The organism is Pseudomonas sp. P4_B3 (assembly GCF_056402295.1).
In genome coordinates this window covers 167,430-187,534 of the sequence record NZ_JBFUHR010000020.1, presented here as the reverse complement: position 1 = coordinate 187,534, position 20,105 = coordinate 167,430, and the positions used below count along the sequence as shown (strand labels likewise).

The following is a 20,105-nucleotide window of genomic DNA, read 5'->3' as shown; positions in this document are numbered from 1 at the left end:
CGACTGTCGTTGCTGGCCCATGCGTCGCCCTTCGCCTTCCTGATGTTACGTTTCGTCATCCGCAACGCAACATTGCTACCGGTCAGCCACCAAGCCCGGCTTCACAGCAGCCGGCTTCAACACCAACCACAACGCCATCGCAATCAACAACCCGCCATACAGATGCGCCAACGACAGCGGCTCATCGAGAAACATCGCGCCCCATAACACCCCGAACGGCGGGATCATGAAGGTTACGGTCGATGACTTTACCGGGCCGATCGAACTGAGCAACCGGAAGTAAATGATGTAGGCAAACGCGGTACACGCCAGCCCCAATCCCAATAGTGATAACCAGACATTCCAGCCGCCCCAGCTCGCCGGTGGCTGGCTGATCACGCTGTAGCCGAACAGCGGCAGCAAGAACAGCGTGGCGCCGAGCATGCTGCCCAGCGCCGACAGTCGACTGTCCAGCCCACCGGCCTGATCGAGCCAGCGCCGGGCGAGAAAGCCGGCGAAGCCATAGCAGGTGGTGGCGAGCAGGCAGGCGAGGGCGCCCATCAGCAGTTGCATGTCGAACGCCACGGGACCGGCGCGGGTCAGGACGCCGACGCCGAGCAACCCGAGGAAAACCCCGCCGAGCTTGGCGGCGCTGAGTCTTTCATGGAAGAACAGGCCGCCGATCAGCACGCCCATCAGCGGCGTGGTGGCGTTGAAAATCGCCGAGTAACCGGCCGGCAACACTTGCGCCGCGACCGAGTAGAGCGTCGCCGGGATGCCGGAGTTGATCACCCCGAGCAGCATCACGGTCTTGAGTTTGCCTTTGAAATCCCAGCTGATGCGCATCAGGCCAAGAATCACCAACAGTCCGACCGCGGCAATCGACACACGGAAAAACGCCGTGGGAATAGTGCCGATCACCGGAGCGATGATGCGCATGAACAAAAAACTCGCACCCCAAATGGCCGCCAGTGACAGTAAACGAAAAATATCGACGGGGTTCACAGCGCGTTCCTTCCTTGATGGAGGGGCGAAAGTGTTGCTGAGCGTGTGGTCGATGGCAACCGAAAACCGGACATTCAATTCGCCCGGAAAATTACGCTTCTCCTGCACCCGGTTCACTGGCTAAGCTCAAGCCTCCCGAATTCCCGCAGAGGTCTCACCATGCCGCAGCAATGGCCAGCCGCCGACATCGCCCGCTTGATCCTCGATGGCTTTGACGATTACCGCGAGCATTTTCGCCGGATCACCGACGGCGCCCGGGCCCGCTTCGAACAGGCCAGGTGGCAAGAGACGCAATCGGCGTCGGCGGCACGGATCAATCTGTACGAAGAAAAAGTCGGTGAAACGGTGGAGCGACTGCGCACCGCGTTTGACACCGACACCCTGGACGTCAGCTGCTGGCCGCTGGTCAAAAGCGCCTACATCAGCCTGATCGACCTGCGCTTCGACGATGAACTGTCCGAGACCTGGTACAACTCGATCTTCTGCGGGCTGTTCAGCCATGACCTGATCAGCGACGGCTGCATGTTCATTCACACCACCCGGCCGAGCCTGCGCCGTGCCCGGGCCGCGCAAACCCGCACCTACAAGCCGCAAGGCCAATTGTCGGCCATGCTCGCCAGCATCTTCGCCGACTACCGCTTCAGCGAGGATTACGCCGACCTGCCCGGTGACCTGAAGCGCCTCGAAGCGCAACTGCGCGAGAACTTGCCGGACTGGGTATGCAAGGACCCGGAACTGAGCGTCGAACTGTTTTCCTCGGTGCTGTATCGCAATAAAGGCGCGTACCTGGTGGGGCGCATCTATACCGCCGACGAGCAATGGCCGCTGGCGATTCCATTGCTGCACCTCGAAGGGCGCGGCATCCAGATCGATGCGCTGATCACCGACGAAGCAGACGTTTCGATCATTTTCTCGTTCACCCGCTCGTATTTCATGGTGGATGTGCCGGTGCCGGCGGAGTTCATTGGCTTCCTGCGGCGTATCCTGCCCGGCAAGCACATTGCCGAGCTGTACACCTCGATTGGTTTCTACAAGCACGGCAAGTCGGAGTTCTACCGGGCGCTGATCAATCACCTGGCCAGCACCGACGACCAGTTCATCATGGCCCCCGGTGTGCGCGGTATGGTCATGAGCGTGTTCACCCTGCCGGGTTTCAACACCGTGTTCAAAATCATCAAGGACCGTTTCTCACCGTCGAAAAACGTCGACCGCGCCACGGTGATCGAAAAGTACCGTTTGGTGAAGAGTGTCGACCGCGTCGGACGCATGGCCGATACCCAGGAATTCGCCGACTTCCGTTTCCCGCTGAGCAAGTTCGACCCAGCGTGCCTGGAGGAACTGCTGGAAGTCGCGTCGTCCACGGTGTCGGTGGAAGGTGACACGGTGCTGATCCGCCACTGCTGGACCGAGCGCCGCATGACCCCGCTGAACCTGTACCTGGAAAACGCCAACGAGGCGCAAGTGCGCGAAGCCCTGGAAGACTACGGGCTGGCGATCAAGCAGCTGGCGGCGGCCAACATCTTTCCCGGCGACATGCTGCTGAAGAACTTTGGGGTGACCCGTCACGGTCGTGTGGTGTTCTACGACTATGACGAGATCTGCTTCCTTACCGAGGCCAACTTCCGCCACATTCCGGCACCGCGCACCCCCGAAGATGAAATGGCTTCCGAGCCGTGGTACTCGATCGGGCCGCTGGACGTGTTCCCGGAAGAGTTTCCGCCGTTCCTGTTTGCCGATTTCGGGCAACGCAAGTTGTTCGATCAGTTGCATGGCGAGTTGTACAACGCCGATTACTGGAAGAGCCTTCAGGACGCGATTCGGGCGGGGAAGGTGATTGATGTGTTTCCGTATCGCCGCAAGGGTCCCGACAACGAATAACTCTCCAGTAGACGCGGTCTTATGTAGGCGCTGGCTTGCGAGCGAATGCAATCTTGAGCCTTGCATCGTCAGTTCCGACGCCTTCGCCGGCAAGCCGGCTCCTACAAGGGATCTCGTTGATCCTCCAAATCTGCGACAATCGCCCCCCTTGCGCCACTAGACGACTGAATTGCGTACCCGATGACCGACGAATCGCCCTCCATCGACAAACTGCTGAAAAACCTCGATCACGCCATGCTCGCCGACCGCCACCGGCTGCGGCGGCAGTTGCTTGAGCTGCGCAAGAAGCCCGACGAGGCCAGGCTGGGCCAGTGGGTGACGCGGATGCAGGCGTCCTGTGAGCAGGTGCTGGCGCGCAAGGCAAGCCTGCCGGTGATTCGTTACGACGACAGCCTGCCGATCGCCGCCAAGCGCGACGAAATCAAGAAGGCGCTGGAAAAGCACCAGGTGCTGATCATCGCCGGCGAAACCGGCTCGGGTAAAACCACCCAGTTGCCGAAGATCTGCCTGGAAATCGGTCGCGGCCAGCACGGCCTGATCGGCCACACCCAGCCGCGGCGGATCGCTGCGCGCAGCGTCGCCAGCCGCGTAGCTGAAGAACTCGGCACGCCGCTGGGTACGCTGGTCGGCTATCAGGTGCGTTTCGAAGATCAGAGCGATTCCAGCACCCTGATCAAGCTGATGACCGACGGCATCCTGCTGGCGGAAACCCAGAACGACCGCTACCTGGAACGCTACGACACGATCATCGTCGACGAAGCCCACGAACGCAGCCTCAACATCGACTTCCTGCTCGGCTACCTGAAAACCCTGCTGCCGCGCCGTCCCGACCTGAAGGTCATCATCACCTCGGCGACCATCGACCTGGAGCGTTTCTCCAAGCACTTCGATGACGCGCCGATTGTCGAGGTGTCCGGCCGCACCTACCCGGTGGACACCTGGTATCGCCCGCTAACACTTGAGCAGGACGAAGAGGGCAACCGCGTCGAGGATGACTTGACGGTGGATCAGGCGATCCTCGCCACCCTCGACGAAATCGCCGCTTATGAGCGCAGTGAACGTCGTAGTCCCGGTGACGTGCTGGTGTTCCTGCCCGGTGAACGCGAGATTCGCGACGCCGCTGACATGCTGCGCAAGGCCCAGCTCAAGCACACCGAAATCCTGCCGTTGTACGCGCGCCTGTCGCCGGCCGAGCAACAGCGAATTTTCCAGTCGCACCCTGGGCGTCGCGTGGTCCTGGCGACCAACGTCGCGGAAACCTCGCTGACCGTACCGGGCATCCGCTACGTGATCGACAGCGGCACCGCGCGCATCAGCCGCTACAGCTACCGGGCCAAGGTCCAGCGCCTGCCGATTGAAGCCATTTCCCAGGCCAGCGCCAATCAGCGTAAAGGTCGTTGCGGGCGGGTCGAGCCGGGCATTTGCGTGCGCCTGTACAGCGAGGAGGATTTTCTCGGTCGCCCGGAATTTACCGATCCGGAGATCCTGCGCACCAACCTCGCGGCGGTCATCCTGCAGATGTTGCATTTGCGCCTTGGCGAGGTCAGCGCGTTCCCGTTCATCGAGCCGCCGGATGGCAAGGCCATCAGCGACGGTTACAACCTGCTGCAAGAACTCTCGGCGGTGGACCGCAACAGCCAGTTGACGCCGCTCGGCCGGCAATTGGCGCGTCTGCCGGTGGACCCGCGCATGGGCCGCATGCTGCTGGAAGCGGCGAAGCTCGGCAGCTTGCAGGAAGTGCTGATCGTCGCCAGCGCCATGTCGATCCAGGACCCGCGCGAACGCCCGCCGGAGCGTCAGCAAGCGGCGGATCAGGCCCACGCCCAGTGGAAAGACGCCGATTCGGACTTCGCCGGGCTGGTCAATCTGTGGCGCGGTTTCGAAGAACAACGCCTGGCGCTGACCGCCAGTCCGCTGCGTAACTGGTGCCGCAAGAATTTCCTGAATTACCTGCGCCTGCGCGAATGGCGCGACTCTCATCGTCAGTTGAGCCTGATCTGCCGCGACATGCAGCTGAGCCTCAATAAAGAACCGGCGGACTATCCGAAACTGCACAAAGCGGTGCTGGTGGGGTTGCTCAGCCAGATCGGTCAGAAAACCGAAGAGGGCGATTACCTCGGCGCACGTCAGCGGCGCTTCTGGATTCACCCGTCGTCGGGTATCGGTAAAAAGCGTCCGCAGTGGCTGATGACCGCCGAACTGGTGGAAACCACCAAGCTCTATGCGCGCATGGTGGCGAAGATCGATGCCGACTGGATCGAGCCACTGGCCGGGCACCTGATCAAGAAAAACCACTTCGAACCCCATTGGGAGAAGAAGCGCGGCCAGGTCGTGGCGTTCGAACAGATCACCCTGTTCGGGTTGATCGTGGTTGGGCGTCGGCCGGTGCATTACGGCCCGGTGGACCCGGTGGTATCCCGTGAGTTGTTCATCCGCGAAGCACTGGTGCGTGGCGAAATCCAGTCGAAGGCCAAGTGCCTGACGGCCAACGAGCAGTTGCTGGAGCAACTCGACGAACTGGAAGCCAAGGCCCGTCGCCGCGACATCCTCGCCGACGAAGAAACCCTGTACGCCTTCTATGACGCGCGATTGCCGGCGGAGATCCATCAGACGGCGACCTTCGACAGTTGGTATCGGATCAACAGCCAGAAAGACCCGCAACTGCTGATCATGCGCGAAGAAGACGTGCTGGCCCGCGAAGCCAGTGAGGTCACCGCCCAGCATTACCCGGATACGCTGCACATCGGCGATCTGGAGTTGGCCCTCAGTTACCACTTCGAACCCAACCATCCACGGGACGGCGTGACCCTGCGCGTGCCGGCACCGCTGCTGCCGATGCTGCCACCGGAACGCCTGGAATGGCTGGTGCCGGGTGTCATCGAAGCCAAGTGCATTGCGCTGGTGCGCAACTTGCCCAAGGCCTTGCGCAAGAATTTCGTACCGGTGCCGGACTTCGTCAAAGCGGCCTTGCAACGCATGACAATTGCCGAGGGCTCACTGCCTCAGGCCCTGGGTCGCGAGCTGCTGCGCATGACCGGCGCGCGGGTCAGCGACGAAGCCTGGAGTGAGGCGGCGCAGCAGGTCGAAAGCCATCTGCGGATGAACCTGGAAATCGTCGACGCCCAGGGCAAGTTCCTCGGTGAAGGTCGCGATCTGGCCGAACTGACGGCGCGTTTCGCCGAGGCCAGCCAAGCGGCATTGGCGGTGCCGCAAACCGCGAAGAGCCAGCAGCCGGTGGAGCCGAAAGTATTCGCCGCCGTGGCCGAGAAAACCCAACAGAAGATCGCCGGGCTGTCGATGACGGTGTATCCGGCGCTGGTGGAGGAGAGCGGTACGGTCAAGGAAGGGCGTTTTTCGACGCCGGCCGAGGCCGAGTTCCAGCATCGCCGTGCCCTGCAACGCCTGCTGATGCAGCAACTGGCCGAGTCGGCTAAATTCTTGCGCGGCAAATTGCCGGGGCTGACCGATCTGGGCCTGCTGTACCGCGACATGGGGCGCGTCGATGCGCTGGTGGAAGACATTCTGCTGGCCAGCCTCGACAGCTGCATTCTTGAAGGCGAAGACCCGCTGCCACGCGATGGCGCTGGATTGGCGTCGCTGGCCGAGCGCAAACGTGGCGCCTGGACCGAGCACGCCGAACGTGTGGCGAAGCTGACCCTGGAGATCCTCAAGTTCTGGCACGGCTTGCAAAAGCGCTTCAAGGGCAAGATCGATCTGGCGCAAGCCGTGGCCCTGAACGATATCAAGCAACAGCTCAGCCACTTGGTCTATCCGGGGTTTGTCCGGGAAACGCCGATGCAGTGGCTCAAGGAGTTGCCGCGTTACCTCAAGGCGATCGAGCAGCGCTTCGAAAAAATCGGCGCCCAGGTGCAGCGCGACCGGGTCTGGAGCGGCGAATTGAGCGGCCTGTGGACGCAATACCAGACCCGCGCCAGCAAACACTCCCAGGAAGGCAAGCGCGATCCGCAGCTGGAGTTGTATCGCTGGTGGCTGGAGGAATACCGGGTTTCGCTGTTTGCCCAGCAATTGGGGACCAAGGTGCCGATTTCCGACAAGCGCCTGAACAAGCAGTGGTCGCAAGTCGAACCGTAGCGCCTTTGTGGGAGCTGGCTTGCCAGCGAAGACGGCCTGGAGTCTAGTATCGTCCGTGACGGCCCCTTCGCCGGCAAGTCGGCTCCTACAGGTTTGTGTGTTCTTTTGATGGGCGCGTTATCCAGCAAAAAGGGGCGAAATGCCCACGTTTATGGCAAACTTCGCGCCTATAAACGCCGGCCCCGCGGTTTTGAGCCTTCACGGTCTCGGGCAGGTCGGAATAAAGCGATGCCAGGTTTGCGTCCCCCGGATGGGAATAGATCCTTTGTGTATTGGTACGTCGGTACCAATGCTTTCTGCCTGAACAGATTAGAGACACGACCATGCATAACGTCGTCATCAGCGGCACCGGCCTTTACACCCCGGCCAACAGCATTTCCAACGAAGAGCTGGTGCAGTCTTTCAATTCCTACGTCGCGCAATTCAACGCCGATAACGCCGATGCCATTGCACGCGGTGAAGTGGAGGCATTGACCGAATCCAGCGCAGCGTTCATCGAAAAAGCCTCCGGCATCAAGAGCCGCTTTGTCATGGACAAGGACGGCATCCTCGACCCGCAACGCATGGCCCCGCGCCTGCCGGAACGTTCCAACGACGAATGGTCGGTGCTCTGCCAGATGGCCATCGGCGCGGCCGAACAAGCCTTGCAGCGTGCCGGCAAGACCGCAGCAGACATCGACGGCGTGATCGTCGCCTGCTCCAACCTGCAACGCGCTTACCCGGCCATTGCCATCGAAGTCCAGGAAGCGCTGGGCATCCAGGGTTTCGGTTTCGACATGAACGTGGCGTGTTCCTCGGCGACCTTCGGTATCCAGACCGCCGCCAACAGCGTGCAACTGGGCCAGGCCCGGGCAGTCCTGATGGTCAACCCGGAAGTCTGCACCGGACACCTGAACTTCCGTGACCGTGACAGCCACTTCATCTTCGGCGATGCCGCCACCGCGGTGATCATCGAACGTGCCGACCTGGCGACGTCCAAGTACCAGTTCGACATCGTCAGCACCAAGCTGCTGACCAAGTTCTCCAACAACATCCGCAACAACTTCGGCTTCCTCAACCGCGCGGCAGAAGAGGGTATCGGCGCCAAGGACAAACTGTTCGTGCAGGAAGGCCGCAAGGTGTTCAAGGAAGTCTGCCCGCTGGTTGCCGAGCTGATCAGTGAGCATCTGCAGGAGAACCAGCTCAACGTCAGCGACGTGAAGCGCTTCTGGCTGCACCAGGCCAACCTCAGCATGAACCACCTGATCGTCAAGAAACTGCTGGGTCGCGACGCCACCGAACAGGAAGCGCCGGTGATTCTCGATACCTACGCCAACACCAGCTCCGCCGGTTCCGTGATTGCGTTCCACAAGAACCAGGACGATCTGGCCGCCGGTTCGCTGGCCGTGCTCAGCTCATTCGGCGCCGGTTATTCGATTGGTAGCGTGTTGCTGCGCAAGCGCTGAGTTTGTTGTAACTGTCGCAGTTGCTGGAAAGATCGCAGCCTGCGGCAGCTCCTACGGGACTGGACTTCAACGTGATATCGCGATGAATCCGGTCGGCGTAGGAGCTGCCGAAGGCTGCGATCTTTTTTTGGGAGGAGGTTATTGGGGGAGAGAAAACAGTCTCGCGTTGATGCATCGGAGGATGATGGGGACCGACACACCAACGCCAGGCTGTAAAAGGAGCCCGGGCTTCCTTGCCCGAGTCGTGTAGCGGGGTGAATCAGAACTTCGCTTCGGCATCCAGTTGCAGGGTGTTGATGTCCGAATCTTTCTTGTTGATGTTGGCGTTGGTCTGGTCCGAGGTCGCCATGAAGTAAGTCGCGCCCAGGGCGAAGTTCTTGTCCAGGTCGTAGCTCACTTTCAGCTTGCTGCCGCGCGAACCGGTGAAGCCGTTGGCGAAGTCGGAGTCGGTGAAGGCGCCCACCACAGCGTTACGCTGCACGTCGCGGTAGTTGTAGTCCAGGTTGAAGCCGTAAAGCTTGGACTTCACACCGGCCAGCCAGCCAGTGTCCTGGTCGTTGCTGGCATCGGTATTGTTGACGTACTGACCGTAGATCGACAGCGGAACTGGCAGGTTGCTGAAGTCCAGCTGACCAAAGCCTTCGTACAGTTTGAAGGTTTCGTTCGGGCTGTTGCCGTTGACGGCCAGGGCGCATGGCGTGGTAACAGTGCCGGAGGTAGGGCAGGCACTGCTACTGTCGTTGTCGTAGGAGTAGATACTGCCGCCCAAGGTCATTTTCATGCTGTCGGTGATGGCGAAGCGACCACCCAACTGGCCCGCGTACAGACGCAGGTCGTGCTTGAACTGCACGCCTTCGCCGTCGACGTTGTCCTTGAGGGTGTAGTGACCGGCGCTACCGAACAGCTCGGTGCTGCCGCTCAGCGGGTACTTGTAGGTGACTGCCAGACCTTCCGGGTTGATATCGCTATCCCAGATGATGTCGCCCATGCTCACCCATTGTTGCGGCATCTTGCCGCCAACCAGGTGCAGGTTCTTGATCGCGTCCGGGTGGTAGTCGATGTAACCCTGGTCCAGCCAGATCTGCTTCTTGTCGAAGTAGTTGTTCAGGTCCTGGTTGGTCGAGCGAGCGTCGTCGTTGCTGCCGGTGGCGATACGGATACCGGTGTCGACCTGCGGGTTGATTTCGCTGTAGGCACCCAGACGGGCACGAATGCGCTGACGGTCCTGGTCCTTGTTGTTTGGCACGCCATCGTTGTGCACGGTTTCTTCACGGAAGCGTACGTCACCCTTGAACTGGGTCTTGGCGGCCCATGCCAACTTCTGGTCAAAGGTGCTCAGTGCGTCGGTTTTCTTCGCGGTGGCCGCGATTTGCTCGTTAGTCTCTTGCTGAGCCTGACGGGCGATCTGCTGGTCTTTCTGATCCCTGGCCAGCTCGGCTTGCAGTTCGCTGTACTGCGCATTGGTGATCGAGCCGTTAGCCTTGAGCATGTCGAGCAGTTTGGCGTCGACTGCAGCACTGGCCGGAACGCTCATGGCCAGCAACAGGCCACCGCACAAGGCCGCCGCAGTTTTCGTGGAAGCAAGACGCATATCAATCTCCGAAGATGAGAGGGGATGACAGAGCCATCCGGGACACAACCGACCGTTAGGGGCGGAAAACACTGACCGGGTATAACCCGGCGCTCTAAAAACAGGCGCCAGTATCGCGATGGTTTATGACAGAGCAGCGGCACTGTGATGTCATGTCGATGACGATACAAAGTCGCCGTGAACTATTGAGTTAGAGCACTGTCGTCGGTTTGCTCGTGTGCAATGCGGAGTGATAGGCGATACTCGCGGGGCTTTCACGCCATGAAGAGTGAGGATGGTGATGCCGTTGCAACGCCTGCAAAAACTGTCAGAAATCGCCCCGCAGACCTGGGACGCACTGGTGCCCGAGACTCAGCCTTTTCTGCGTCACGCTTTTTTGAGCGCACTGGAAGACAGCGGCAGCATCGGACCCCATACCGGCTGGCAGCCTGAGCATTTATTGCATGTCGAAGGCGATCGACTGATCGCCGCGCTGCCCGGTTATCGCAAGTGGCATTCCTACGGCGAATACGTGTTCGATCACGCCTGGGCCGATGCCTGTGAACGTGCAGGCATCGACTACTACCCCAAGCTGTTGACCGCGGTGCCGTTCAGTCCGGTCACCGGGCCGCGGCTGTTGGCGGCCACGGTCGAAGACGGCTTCGAGTTATTGAAAAGCCTGCCGGGTTACCTTGAGCTTGAAGGACTCTCTAGTGCCCACATCAATTTCACCGATCCGTTTACCGACGCGGCACTGAGCGAGCAGCCCGGCTGGCTGCAGCGCGTTGGCTGTCAATACCACTGGCAGAATCGCGGCTACCGGGATTTCCAGGACTTCCTCGATGTGCTCAGTTCACGCAAGCGCAAACAGATGCGCAAGGAACGCGAGCAGGTGGCCGGGCAGGGCTTCGAGTTTGAGTGGCTTGAAGGGCGGGAGCTGAGTCAGGCGCAATGGGATTTCGTCTATGCCTGCTACGCCAATACCTATGCGGTGCGCCGGCAAGCGCCGTATCTGACACGGGAGTTTTTCAGCCTGCTGGCCGAACGCATGCCGGAGTCGATTCGCGTGGTGCTGGCCAAGCAAGGTTCACGGCCGGTGGCGATGGCGTTCAGTCTGGTGGGGGGCGACAGCTTTTATGGCCGTTACTGGGGATGCCTGGCGGAGTTCGATCGCCTGCATTTCGAGACCTGTTTCTACCAAGGCATGGACTATGCCATCGCCAACGGTCTCCAGCGTTTTGATGCAGGGGCACAGGGTGAGCACAAACTGATTCGCGGATTCGAGCCAGTCATTACGCATTCCTGGCACTACTTGCGGCATCCGGGATTGAAAGCAGCGGTTAAAGACTTTCTGGAGCAGGAGCGGCTGGGAGTGTTGGCTTATGCTGAGGATGCGAAGTCAGCCTTGCCTTATCGACAAGGCTGATCTTCAGCGTTTCAGCTTTCTTCTTTGCCCAGCCAGCGATACAGCACGCCGCCGACCACGGCACCGAGTAGCGGTGCGACCCAGAACATCCACAGTTGTTGAATTGCCCAGCCGCCGACGATCAGCGCCGGGCCGGTGCTGCGCGCCGGGTTGACCGAGGTGTTGGTGACCGGGATCGAGATCAGGTGGATGAGCGTCAGCCCCAGGCCGATGGCAATCGGCGCCAGTCCTGCCGGTGCACGTTTGTCGGTGGCGCCGAGGATGATCAGGATGAACATTGCGGTCATCACCAGCTCACAGACAAAACCTGCGGCCATTGAATAGCCGCCAGGCGAGTGTTCTCCATAGCCGTTGGACGCCAGGCCCCCTGCCAGTTCGAAACCGGGTTTGCCGCTGGCAATGAAATACAGCAGGGCGGCTGCAATCACGCCGCCAATGACCTGGGCAACGATGTAGGCCGGCAATTCATTGGCTGGAAACCGCCCACCTACCACAAGGCCGAGGGACACCGCAGGATTGAGATGGCAGCCGGAAATATGGCCGATGGCGAAAGCCATGGTCAGCACTGTCAGGCCAAACGCGAAGGATACCCCGAGCAGACCGATCCCCACATCCGGAAAAGCCGCCGCCAACACCGCACTGCCGCAACCACCCAACACCAGCCAGAACGTACCTACCAACTCGGTAGCCGAACGTTTTAACAGAGACATAAGAGAGTGTCCTTTCGAGATTATGCTGCCTTTAGCATCCAGCCGATGGACTGCAGAACCACCTCCAGAACGTTGAAGTCAGTACAGCACGGTTTTTTCAGAATTCCAGCAGGCATAAAAAACCGTCAGGGCCCGTTGTTGGCGGGGCCTGGCGGTTTTCTGTGATCGATCGGCTTCACTGGATCCCTGTGGGAGCGAGCCTGCTCGCGATAGCGGTGAACCAGACAACATTGCTGTCGACTGACACTCCGTCATCGCGAGCAGGCTCGCTCCCACAGGGGAAGTGTGTTGTTCAGGGGATCAATCGATCCCGACAAACCCACCGGTCTGGTGTTGCCATAACCGCGCATACAAACCGCCATGGGCGAGCAGCTCGGCATGGGTTCCGGTTTCGGCGATTTTGCCGTTTTCCAGCACCACCAGCCGGTCCATCCGGGCGATGGTCGAGAGCCGGTGAGCGATGGCGATCACGGTTTTGCCCTGCATCAGGGTTTCGAGGCTTTCCTGGATCGCCGCTTCGACTTCCGAATCCAGTGCCGAGGTGGCCTCGTCCATGATCAGGATCGGCGCGTCCTTGAGCAACACACGGGCAATGGCGATGCGCTGGCGCTGGCCGCCGGAGAGTTTCACCCCGCGCTCACCGACGTGGGCATCGAAACCGGTGCGGCCTTCAGCGTCCGACAGTGAAGGAATGAACCCGTCAGCCCGGGCCTTGTGCACCGCTTCCCAGAGTTGCGCGTCGGTGGCGTCGGGCTTGCCATACAGCAAGTTGTCGCGGATCGAGCGGTGCAGCAGCGACGTGTCCTGGGTGATCATGCCGATGCGTTCGCGCAGGCTTTCCTGGCTGACGTCGGCGATGTTCTGGCCGTCGATCAGGATGCGTCCGCCTTCCACGTCGTACAGGCGCAGCAGCAGGTTCACCAGGGTCGATTTGCCGGCACCGGAGGGACCGATCAAGCCGATTTTCTCGCCAGCCTTGATGGTCAGGTTGAGGTCGCCGATGATCCCGCTCTGCTTGCCGTAGTGGAAATCCACCTGTTCGAAGCGCACTTCGCCACGGGCCACCGCCAGGGGTTTGGCCTGGTCGCGGTCGGTGACGCTGACCGGTTGCGAGATGGTCTGCAGACCGTCCTGCACCATGCCGATGTTTTCGAAGATGCCGGTCACCACCCACATGATCCAGCCGGACATGTTGACGATGCGGATCACCAGGCCGGTGGCCAGGGCAATCGCGCCCACGCTGATCAGCGACTGCGTCCACAACCACAGGGCCAGGCCGGTGGTGCAGACGATCAGCAAGCCGTTCATGCTGGTGATGGCCACGTCCATGCTGGTGACCACGCGGCCGGCCAGTTGCGCCTTCTCGGTCTGTTCCTTGATGGCTTCGCGGGCGTATTGCTGTTCGAAGTTGGTGTGGGCGAACAGCTTCAGGGTGGTGATATTGGTGTAGCCGTCGACAATCCGCCCCATGAGTTTGGAGCGCGCATCGGACGCCACCACCGAGCGATCCTTGACCCGTGGCACGAAGTAACAGAGGGCGCCGATGAAGGCGAATATCCATGTCAACAGCGGGATTATCAGGCGCCAGTCGGCTTCGGCGAACAGCACCAGGGAGCTGATGGCGTAGATCAGCACATGCCACAGGGCATCCACGGCCTGGACGGCGGAATCACGCAGTGAGTTGCCGGTTTGCATGATGCGTTGGGCGATGCGCCCGGCGAAGTCGTTCTGGAAGAAATTCAGGCTCTGCTTGAGCACGTAGCTGTGGTTCTGCCAGCGGATCATGCTGGTCATGCTGGGGCTCAGGGTCTGGTGCACCAGCAGGTCATGCAGGCCGACAAAGATCGGGCGCAGCACCAGCGCAACCACCACCATCCAGGTCAGTTCGAGGGCGTGATCCTGGAACAGACTGACGTTCGGCGTGCCTTGGGCCAGGTCGATGATGCGGCTCAGGTAGCTGAACAATGCCACTTCGATCAAGGCACCCATCAGGCCGACGATCAGCAGGGCGGCGAAGCTCGGCCAGACCTGCTTGAGGTAATAGGTATAAAAAGGGAAAACCCGGTCCGGCGGAGACGCCGTCGGTGCTTCACGGAAAACATCGATCAATTTTTCAAAACGGCGATAAAGCATGTTTTTTTCGCCCGCGAACGGGCTCTCCTTTTAACGGTTTGAGCGTTGCCGGCAAGCACCGGCAACGGCTCGGACATCCTTGTCCAGCTTAGTCTCAGTCGATGCGCTTGGCCGACTTGATGTACACCGGATCGGCTGGCACGTCCTTCATGCCGCCACGAACGGTGGTTGGCGAATTGACGATGATATCGACCACGTCCATGCCTTTGACCACTTTGCCGAACACCGCGTAGCCGTCGCCCTGGTCAAGGAAGTCGTTGTCCTTGACGTTGATGAAGAACTGGCTGGTGGCCGAGTCAGGCACCGAGGTACGGGCCATGGACAAGGTGCCACGCACGTTGACCAGGCCGTTCTTGTGCTCGTTCTTGATCGGCGCCTTGGTGTCTTTTTGCTGCATGGCTTGGGTGAAGCCGCCGCCCTGGACCATGAAACCCGGAATCACCCGGTGGAAAATCGTGTTGTTGTAGAAGCCGCTGTCGACGTACTCAAGAAAGTTCTTGGTACTGATCGGGGCCTTGACCGGGTCCAGTTCGATTTCGATCTGGCCATTGGTGGTGTCCAGCAGCACATGCGGTGCCTTTTCCGGCGTCGCGGCCATCAGGTTGGCGGCAAACAGGACGGAGCCTGCGGCGAGGGCGATTTTTTTCAGCATGGGTCAGTGATCCTGAGTGGTGGTGTCGACTGCGGTCAGAAATTCCAGCAGTGTCTGGTTGAAGTGTTCCGGCTGGTCCAGCGGCGTGGCGTGGCGGGAATCGGCGATCACCACCAGCCGCGCGTCGGGCAGCAGTTTTACGTAGTTTTCCTTCAGCGCCACCGGTGTGTAGTCACGGTCGGCGCTGACGATGAGGGTTGGACAGGTGACCTTCGAAAGTCGTTCCTGAACCCCCCAGCCGACAATGGCATTGAAGCTGGCGAGATAAGCATGTTTATCGTTTTTTGCCCAGCGTTCGGCCATCTTTTGTCGCAAGTCGGCCTGCTCGGGCTTCGGGAACAACTTGCCGCCCAGCGCCTTGCCGATGGCGCCCAGGCTAAGGGCGCGCATCAGGCTCCAGCGCTTGAACCACTGCCAGTAGTCATCGCGGCTGCGCAGTTTGACCTCGGGTGCGCTGTTGACGATGCACAGGCTCTTGAGCAGTTGCGGCTGATCCACGCCCAACTGGAAGCCGATCATGCCGCCCATCGACAGGCCGACATAATGTGCCGGGCCGAGATTGAGGTGTTCGATCAGTGCAATCAGGTCAGCGCTGAATCCGGCAATGCTGTAGCGCTCCCGGGGTTTGTCCGAACGGCCGTGACCGCGGACATCGGGGACGATCACCCGGTAGCGGGTGGCAAGTGTCGGGATCTGTTTTTCCCAGTCCAGCGTACTGGAGCCGAGACCGTGGACCAGCAGCAGCGGCGTGCCGTGGCCATATTCCTCATAGTGCAGGTTGCAACCTTCGTGTTCGAAATAGGCCATGCGTACACTCCGTGTCAGGCTTGTTCGGGGGCGGCGAACGGTGCGTCCAGTGGTGCGGTGTCAAACGTACGCAGCAGTTCGATGAGAATCTGCGTGGCCGGCCCGAGCGGTTTGTCCTTGTTCGAATACAGGTAAAAGCTCGGGTTACGGCTACCGCCCTGGTCCAACGGTAGCAGCTTGAGCGTACCTTCCTTGAGTTCCCGTTCGATCATGTGCCTGGGCAGCCAGGCAAACCCCAGGCCGCTGCTGACGAAGGTCGCAGCGGTGGCCAGGCTGCCAACGGTCCAGCGCTGTTCGGCACCGAGCCAGCCGACGTCTCGTGGTTGCTGGCGGCCCGAGTCGCGGATCACCACTTGCATCTGGCTTTCCAGGTCCTGGAAGCTCAGTTCGCGGTTGAGGCGGTGCAGGGGATGCTCCGGGTGGGCGACCGCCACGAACTCGACGTCGCTCAATTCCGCGCCCAGGTAACCGGGAATACTGAACCCGGTGATGGCCAGGTCGGCCACGCCTTCGAGCAGGACTTCCTCCACGCCCGACAGCACTTCCTCACGCAGGCGCACCCGGCAGCCACGGCTTTGCGGCATGAACGCGGTCAAGGCGCGGACGAGGCGGGCGCTTGGGTAAGCGGCATCGACCACCAGGCGCACTTCGGCTTCCCAGCCCTGCTCCATGTGATGGGCCAGGTCTTCCAGCTGACTGGCCTGTTTCACCAGTTGCCGGGAACGGCGTAATAGTACGCCGCCGGCTTCGGTCAGCACGGCTTTGCGTCCGTCGATGCGCAGCAACGGCACACCGAGTTGATCCTGCATGCGGGCCACGGTGTAGCTGACTGACGATTGCGAGCGATGCAGCGCCTCGGCAGCCTGGGCGAAACCACCGTGATCGACCACGGCTTGCAGCGTTCGCCATTGATCAAGGGTCACGCGGGGCGCTTTCATGTTGAGCTCCTCTTGTCCTAAGCTGGCAGCCCTTACTGGAGGCTGCTGAATGAAAAAAATCTGTTGTGTGATGCTGGCGCTGCTGCCGCTGACGGCGATGGCTTACCCGATCGACGTGAAGAAAGACCTCAACGGCATGAAGATCGATTACCAGACCTACGACACGGATAGCGACATCGGCTCCATTCAGGTGGCCAACTACGGCGACGTCGATGCCAGCTGCAAGGCCGTTTTCATCAATGGCCCGGAAGCACCGCGTACCCGCAAGATCGACGTACCGGCCGGCAAGCACAAAAATGCCACCGTCAAATTCACCCGTAGCATCATCAAGCTGCGCATCGAACTGTCCTGCACCCCGAAATGACGCCTGGCTCTTCTGCAGGAGCGAGCTTGCTCTGGGTGGCGTTCCGACGATTGCGGTGTGTCAGGCAACAGAAAAATTGAATGACACGACGCCTCGCGAGCAATCTCGCTCCTACAGAGGCAGGGTATGCTGTGCTTATAAACGAATTTATTGATGGGTTATAGCAGTTATTTGCGCTTTTTCATCGATATGACTCTGTTTAACCTTCACTCCATCGACCTACAGCATTCTCAGATGGAGGCTACATCCCATGTCCCGCGTTCTGATCATCGAAAGCAGTGCCCGTCAGCAAGACTCGGTTTCCCGTCAACTGACCCAGACCTTCATCAGCCAGTGGAAAGCCGCTCACCCGAATGACCAGATCACCATCCGGGACCTGGCCGTCAAGCCGGTGCCGCACCTGGACATCAACCTGCTGGGTGGCTGGATGAAACCCGCCGAGCAGCGCAGCGACATTGAACAGGCGTCTCTGGAACGCTCCAACCAGTTGACCGACGAATTGCTCGCCGCCGATGTACTGGTGATGGCCGCGCCGATGTACAACTTCGCCATCCCCAGCACCCTGAAAGCCTGGCTTGACCATGTGCTGCGGGCCGGAGTGACCTTCAAGTACACCGAAACCGGTCCGCAAGGCTTGCTCAGCGGCAAGCGTGCCTACGTGCTGACGGCTCGTGGCGGGATCTACGCCGGCAGCACCGCCGATCACCAGGAACCGTACCTGCGTCAGGTCATGGGCTTCATCGGTATCCACGACGTGACATTCATCCACGCCGAAGGCATGAACCTGGGCGGTGACTTCCAGGAGAAAGGCTTGAACCAGGCGAACGCCAAGCTTTCGCAAGTGGCCTGATACGTTAATCGCCAGATAATCGCTGGATGGTCTAGTGACCTGGCGCAACCCTTCAAGCCTGTACGCGCATCGAACCTCCCTTCGCACTTGTTGCTCCTGAGTGCTCTGGCCCGATTGAACGCTTTAGCGAGATCGGGCTTTTTTTTGTCTGTGATCTGACGAACACCTACAAAACCCCTGTAGGAGTGAGCCTGCTCGCGATGACTGAGTGTCAGTCGACAATGATGTTGACTGATCCACCGCTATCGCGAGCAGGCTCGCTCCTACAGGGACTTGCGTGTTTTCCGACAGCTTTCGGGGATCGCGATTCAAGGCAAAAACCGCTATCGTCGCCGCCATTCGAAATGAGGCGAGCATGGGCTATCTACTTTTTGTCACGCTGATCCAGGCGTTTTCCTTCAGTTTGATCGGCGAATACCTGGCCGGTCATGTCGACAGTTACTTTGCCGTGCTGGTACGCGTACTGCTGGCAGGGCTGGTGTTCATCCCGCTGACCCGCTGGCGCTCGGTGGAGCCGGCATTCATGCGCGGCATGCTGCTGATCGGCGCGTTGCAGTTTGGCGTGACCTACGTCTGCCTGTACCTGAGCTTTCGTGTACTGACGGTGCCGGAAGTGTTGTTGTTCACCATCCTCACGCCGCTGCACGTGACCCTGATCGAAGATGCGCTCAACCGTCGCTTCAATCCCTGGGCCCTGGTCGCGGCGCTGGTGGCGGTGGCGGGGGCGGCGGTGATTCGCCTTGACCGGATCAGTCCGGACTTCCTCATGGGGTTCCTGTTGCTGCAATTGGCCAACTTCACCTTCGCTGCCGGGCAGGTGCTCTACAAACACCTGGTCGCGCGCCACCCAAGCGATCTGCCGCATTACCGTCGCTTCGGCTACTTCTACCTCGGCGCGCTGGCGGTGGTGTTGCCGGCGTTTCTACTATTCGGCAAACAGAACTTCCTGCCCGAAGCGCCGCTGCAATGGGGCGTGCTGCTGTTCCTCGGCCTGGTCTCGACCGCTTTGGGGCTGTACTGGTGGAACAAGGGCGCGTGCCTGGTCAACGGCGGGACGCTGGCGGTGATGAACAACCTGCATGTGCCGGTGGGACTGCTGATCAACCTGCTGATATGGAACCAGCATGAAGAACTGGGGCGGTTGTTGCTCGGCGGTTCGGTGATTTTGCTGGCGGTGTGGATCAGTCGGTTGGGTATACGCAAACCTCTGGCCGTCCACTGAACCCTGGATAACCCGATATCCCTTGTAGGAGCAGGCTCGCTCCTACAAGGGATTGCGTGATCTCCGAAAATCACTTCGGCGCCAGTTGCCCCACCAGAAACTCGATAAACGCCCGGGTCTTCTGCGGCACCCGCCGCGCCGACGAATACACCGCGTTGATGGTGATCGCCGGAGCCTGCCATTCGCACAGCACCGGCACTAGCCGCCCGGCAGCCAATGCATCCTCGACGATAAAGTCGGGCAACAGGGCGATGCCCATGCCGGCTTCGGCGGCCTGGGCGAGCAGGTCGCCGTTGTTGGCGTGCAGTGGGCCGGTGACGTTCACCCGTTGGGTTTCCTTGCCATTGCACAGTTGCAGGCTGACACCGCTCTGCAGATACCCGTAGTTCAGGCATTGATGGGCGCGCAGATCCTGCGGAGTCTGCGGAACGCCCGCGCGTTCGAGATAAGCCGGGGACGCCACCATGATGCGCGGTGCGGGCGCCAGTTGCCGGGCGATCATCGTCGAGTCGGGCATGCTGGCGATGCGGATGGTTACGTCAAAGCCGCCCCGCACCGGATCGACCTGCTGATCGCTGAGCACCAGTTGCAACTCGATGTTCGGGTGCTGTTCATGAAACAGCGGAATCAATGGCCCCAGCCGCCGAAGACCGAACGACATCGGCGCATTGACCCGCAACACACCGCGTAACTCGCCGATGCCGTCACGGGCGCGTTGCTCGGCCTCGTCCAGTGCCGCCAGCACCTCCCGTGCTGCGTCGAAATACTCGGCTCCGGCCTCGGTCAGGTGCAGGCTGCGGGTGGTGCGTTGCAGCAATTGCACGCCGATGGCTTCTTCCAGTGCCTGAATCTGTTTGCTGACTTTCGAGCGCGGCACGTCCATGGCCCGGGCGGCTGCGGCGAAGCCGTTCTCGCCGACCGTGACGACGAAGGCGCGCATGCATTCGATGCGATCCATATTGTCCCTGTTTTAGAATCAATGATTCTCGATTTTAGGTAATTGTCCCTTTTATCGCTAGCCCCTAAAGTGACAT

Annotated in this window: 15 protein-coding genes; 7 read left to right on the top strand and 8 right to left on the bottom strand. The window is 60.4% G+C overall.

Going from position 1 to position 20,105, the window contains the following annotated elements:
- Positions 1-75: 75 nt before the first annotated feature.
- On the bottom strand, positions 76-984 hold the full coding sequence (locus AC1DWG_RS23090) for a DMT family transporter (RefSeq protein WP_477762581.1): 909 nt from the start codon (positions 982-984) through the stop codon (positions 76-78).
- A 159-nt stretch (positions 985-1,143) separates the two neighbouring features.
- Between AC1DWG_RS23090 and aceK the strand changes: the two genes are divergently transcribed.
- The 3 genes from aceK to AC1DWG_RS23075 all read left to right on the top strand — a co-directional run bounded on the left by aceK (position 1,144) and on the right by AC1DWG_RS23075 (position 8,399).
- A complete protein-coding gene (gene aceK / locus AC1DWG_RS23085) occupies positions 1,144-2,862 on the top strand; it encodes a bifunctional isocitrate dehydrogenase kinase/phosphatase (RefSeq protein WP_477762580.1) in 1,719 nt (572 codons plus the stop codon).
- A 180-nt stretch (positions 2,863-3,042) separates the two neighbouring features.
- Positions 3,043-6,954: an ATP-dependent RNA helicase HrpA gene (gene hrpA / locus AC1DWG_RS23080; protein WP_477762579.1), complete on the top strand. Its 3,912-nt coding sequence runs from the start codon at positions 3,043-3,045 to the stop codon at positions 6,952-6,954.
- A gap of 323 nt (positions 6,955-7,277) precedes the next feature.
- Positions 7,278-8,399 carry a beta-ketoacyl-ACP synthase III gene (locus AC1DWG_RS23075; protein ID WP_477762578.1) on the top strand — a complete coding sequence of 374 codons (1,122 nt, stop codon included), beginning with the start codon at positions 7,278-7,280 and terminating at the stop codon, positions 8,397-8,399.
- A 259-nt stretch (positions 8,400-8,658) separates the two neighbouring features.
- Here the strand turns inward: AC1DWG_RS23075 and AC1DWG_RS23070 are convergent, their stop codons facing one another.
- The gene (locus tag AC1DWG_RS23070) at positions 8,659-9,990 is read right to left on the bottom strand and encodes a putative porin (protein ID WP_477752908.1); all 1,332 of its coding nucleotides are present in this window, start codon (positions 9,988-9,990) and stop codon (positions 8,659-8,661) included.
- A gap of 280 nt (positions 9,991-10,270) precedes the next feature.
- Here AC1DWG_RS23070 and AC1DWG_RS23065 point away from each other — a divergent pair, with 280 nt between their 5' ends.
- Positions 10,271-11,395 (top strand): GNAT family N-acetyltransferase, encoded by a 1,125-nt coding sequence (locus AC1DWG_RS23065; protein ID WP_477762577.1) that lies wholly within the window; start codon positions 10,271-10,273, stop codon positions 11,393-11,395.
- Between the two features lie 11 nt (positions 11,396-11,406).
- Here AC1DWG_RS23065 and aqpZ read toward each other — a convergent pair whose 3' ends face one another.
- From aqpZ to AC1DWG_RS23040, 5 genes are all read right to left on the bottom strand, one after another.
- On the bottom strand, positions 11,407-12,105 hold the full coding sequence (gene aqpZ, locus AC1DWG_RS23060; protein ID WP_477752910.1) for an aquaporin Z: 699 nt from the start codon (positions 12,103-12,105) through the stop codon (positions 11,407-11,409).
- 300 nt (positions 12,106-12,405) lie between these two features.
- A complete protein-coding gene (locus AC1DWG_RS23055) occupies positions 12,406-14,238 on the bottom strand; it encodes an ABC transporter ATP-binding protein (RefSeq protein WP_477762576.1) in 1,833 nt (610 codons plus the stop codon).
- 94 nt (positions 14,239-14,332) lie between these two features.
- Complete coding sequence (locus AC1DWG_RS23050; protein ID WP_477752912.1) at positions 14,333-14,890, bottom strand: peptidylprolyl isomerase; 558 nt, start codon at positions 14,888-14,890, stop codon at positions 14,333-14,335.
- Positions 14,891-14,893: 3 nt separating this feature from the next.
- The gene (locus AC1DWG_RS23045; RefSeq protein WP_477762575.1) at positions 14,894-15,697 is read right to left on the bottom strand and encodes an alpha/beta fold hydrolase; all 804 of its coding nucleotides are present in this window, start codon (positions 15,695-15,697) and stop codon (positions 14,894-14,896) included.
- A gap of 14 nt (positions 15,698-15,711) precedes the next feature.
- Positions 15,712-16,635 carry a PA3225 family LysR-type transcriptional regulator gene (locus AC1DWG_RS23040; protein WP_008018223.1) on the bottom strand — a complete coding sequence of 308 codons (924 nt, stop codon included), beginning with the start codon at positions 16,633-16,635 and terminating at the stop codon, positions 15,712-15,714.
- A 49-nt stretch (positions 16,636-16,684) separates the two neighbouring features.
- Here AC1DWG_RS23040 and AC1DWG_RS23035 point away from each other — a divergent pair, with 49 nt between their 5' ends.
- From AC1DWG_RS23035 to AC1DWG_RS23025, 3 genes are all read left to right on the top strand, one after another.
- On the top strand, positions 16,685-16,999 hold the full coding sequence (locus AC1DWG_RS23035; RefSeq protein WP_477762574.1) for a 3-phosphoglycerate kinase: 315 nt from the start codon (positions 16,685-16,687) through the stop codon (positions 16,997-16,999).
- Between the two features lie 250 nt (positions 17,000-17,249).
- On the top strand, positions 17,250-17,849 hold the full coding sequence (locus AC1DWG_RS23030) for an FMN-dependent NADH-azoreductase (RefSeq protein ID WP_108218553.1): 600 nt from the start codon (positions 17,250-17,252) through the stop codon (positions 17,847-17,849).
- Between the two features lie 355 nt (positions 17,850-18,204).
- Complete coding sequence (locus tag AC1DWG_RS23025) at positions 18,205-19,071, top strand: carboxylate/amino acid/amine transporter (RefSeq protein WP_477752915.1); 867 nt, start codon at positions 18,205-18,207, stop codon at positions 19,069-19,071.
- Positions 19,072-19,141: 70 nt separating this feature from the next.
- Here the strand turns inward: AC1DWG_RS23025 and AC1DWG_RS23020 are convergent, their stop codons facing one another.
- A complete protein-coding gene (locus tag AC1DWG_RS23020) occupies positions 19,142-20,029 on the bottom strand; it encodes a LysR family transcriptional regulator (protein WP_108218555.1) in 888 nt (295 codons plus the stop codon).
- Positions 20,030-20,105 lie beyond the last annotated feature (76 nt).

Excerpts from the sequence above, each read along its gene's own strand:
- AC1DWG_RS23020 (WP_108218555.1), bottom strand. The coding sequence starts at position 20,029 with ATGGATCGCATCGAATGCATGCGCGCCTTCGTCGTCACGGTCGGCGAG.
- AC1DWG_RS23045 (WP_477762575.1), bottom strand. The coding sequence starts at position 15,697 with ATGGCCTATTTCGAACACGAAGGTTGCAACCTGCACTATGAGGAATAT.
- AC1DWG_RS23065 (WP_477762577.1), top strand. The coding sequence starts at position 10,271 with ATGCCGTTGCAACGCCTGCAAAAACTGTCAGAAATCGCCCCGCAGACC.
- AC1DWG_RS23025 (WP_477752915.1), top strand. The coding sequence starts at position 18,205 with ATGGGCTATCTACTTTTTGTCACGCTGATCCAGGCGTTTTCCTTCAGT.
- AC1DWG_RS23055 (WP_477762576.1), bottom strand. The coding sequence starts at position 14,238 with ATGCTTTATCGCCGTTTTGAAAAATTGATCGATGTTTTCCGTGAAGCA.
- AC1DWG_RS23030 (WP_108218553.1), top strand. The coding sequence starts at position 17,250 with ATGTCCCGCGTTCTGATCATCGAAAGCAGTGCCCGTCAGCAAGACTCG.
- AC1DWG_RS23040 (WP_008018223.1), bottom strand. The coding sequence starts at position 16,635 with ATGAAAGCGCCCCGCGTGACCCTTGATCAATGGCGAACGCTGCAAGCC.
- AC1DWG_RS23075 (WP_477762578.1), top strand. The coding sequence starts at position 7,278 with ATGCATAACGTCGTCATCAGCGGCACCGGCCTTTACACCCCGGCCAAC.
- AC1DWG_RS23050 (WP_477752912.1), bottom strand. The coding sequence starts at position 14,890 with ATGCTGAAAAAAATCGCCCTCGCCGCAGGCTCCGTCCTGTTTGCCGCC.
- hrpA (WP_477762579.1), top strand. The coding sequence starts at position 3,043 with ATGACCGACGAATCGCCCTCCATCGACAAACTGCTGAAAAACCTCGAT.
- AC1DWG_RS23035 (WP_477762574.1), top strand. The coding sequence starts at position 16,685 with ATGAAAAAAATCTGTTGTGTGATGCTGGCGCTGCTGCCGCTGACGGCG.
- aceK (WP_477762580.1), top strand. The coding sequence starts at position 1,144 with ATGCCGCAGCAATGGCCAGCCGCCGACATCGCCCGCTTGATCCTCGAT.
- aqpZ (WP_477752910.1), bottom strand. The coding sequence starts at position 12,105 with ATGTCTCTGTTAAAACGTTCGGCTACCGAGTTGGTAGGTACGTTCTGG.
- AC1DWG_RS23070 (WP_477752908.1), bottom strand. The coding sequence starts at position 9,990 with ATGCGTCTTGCTTCCACGAAAACTGCGGCGGCCTTGTGCGGTGGCCTG.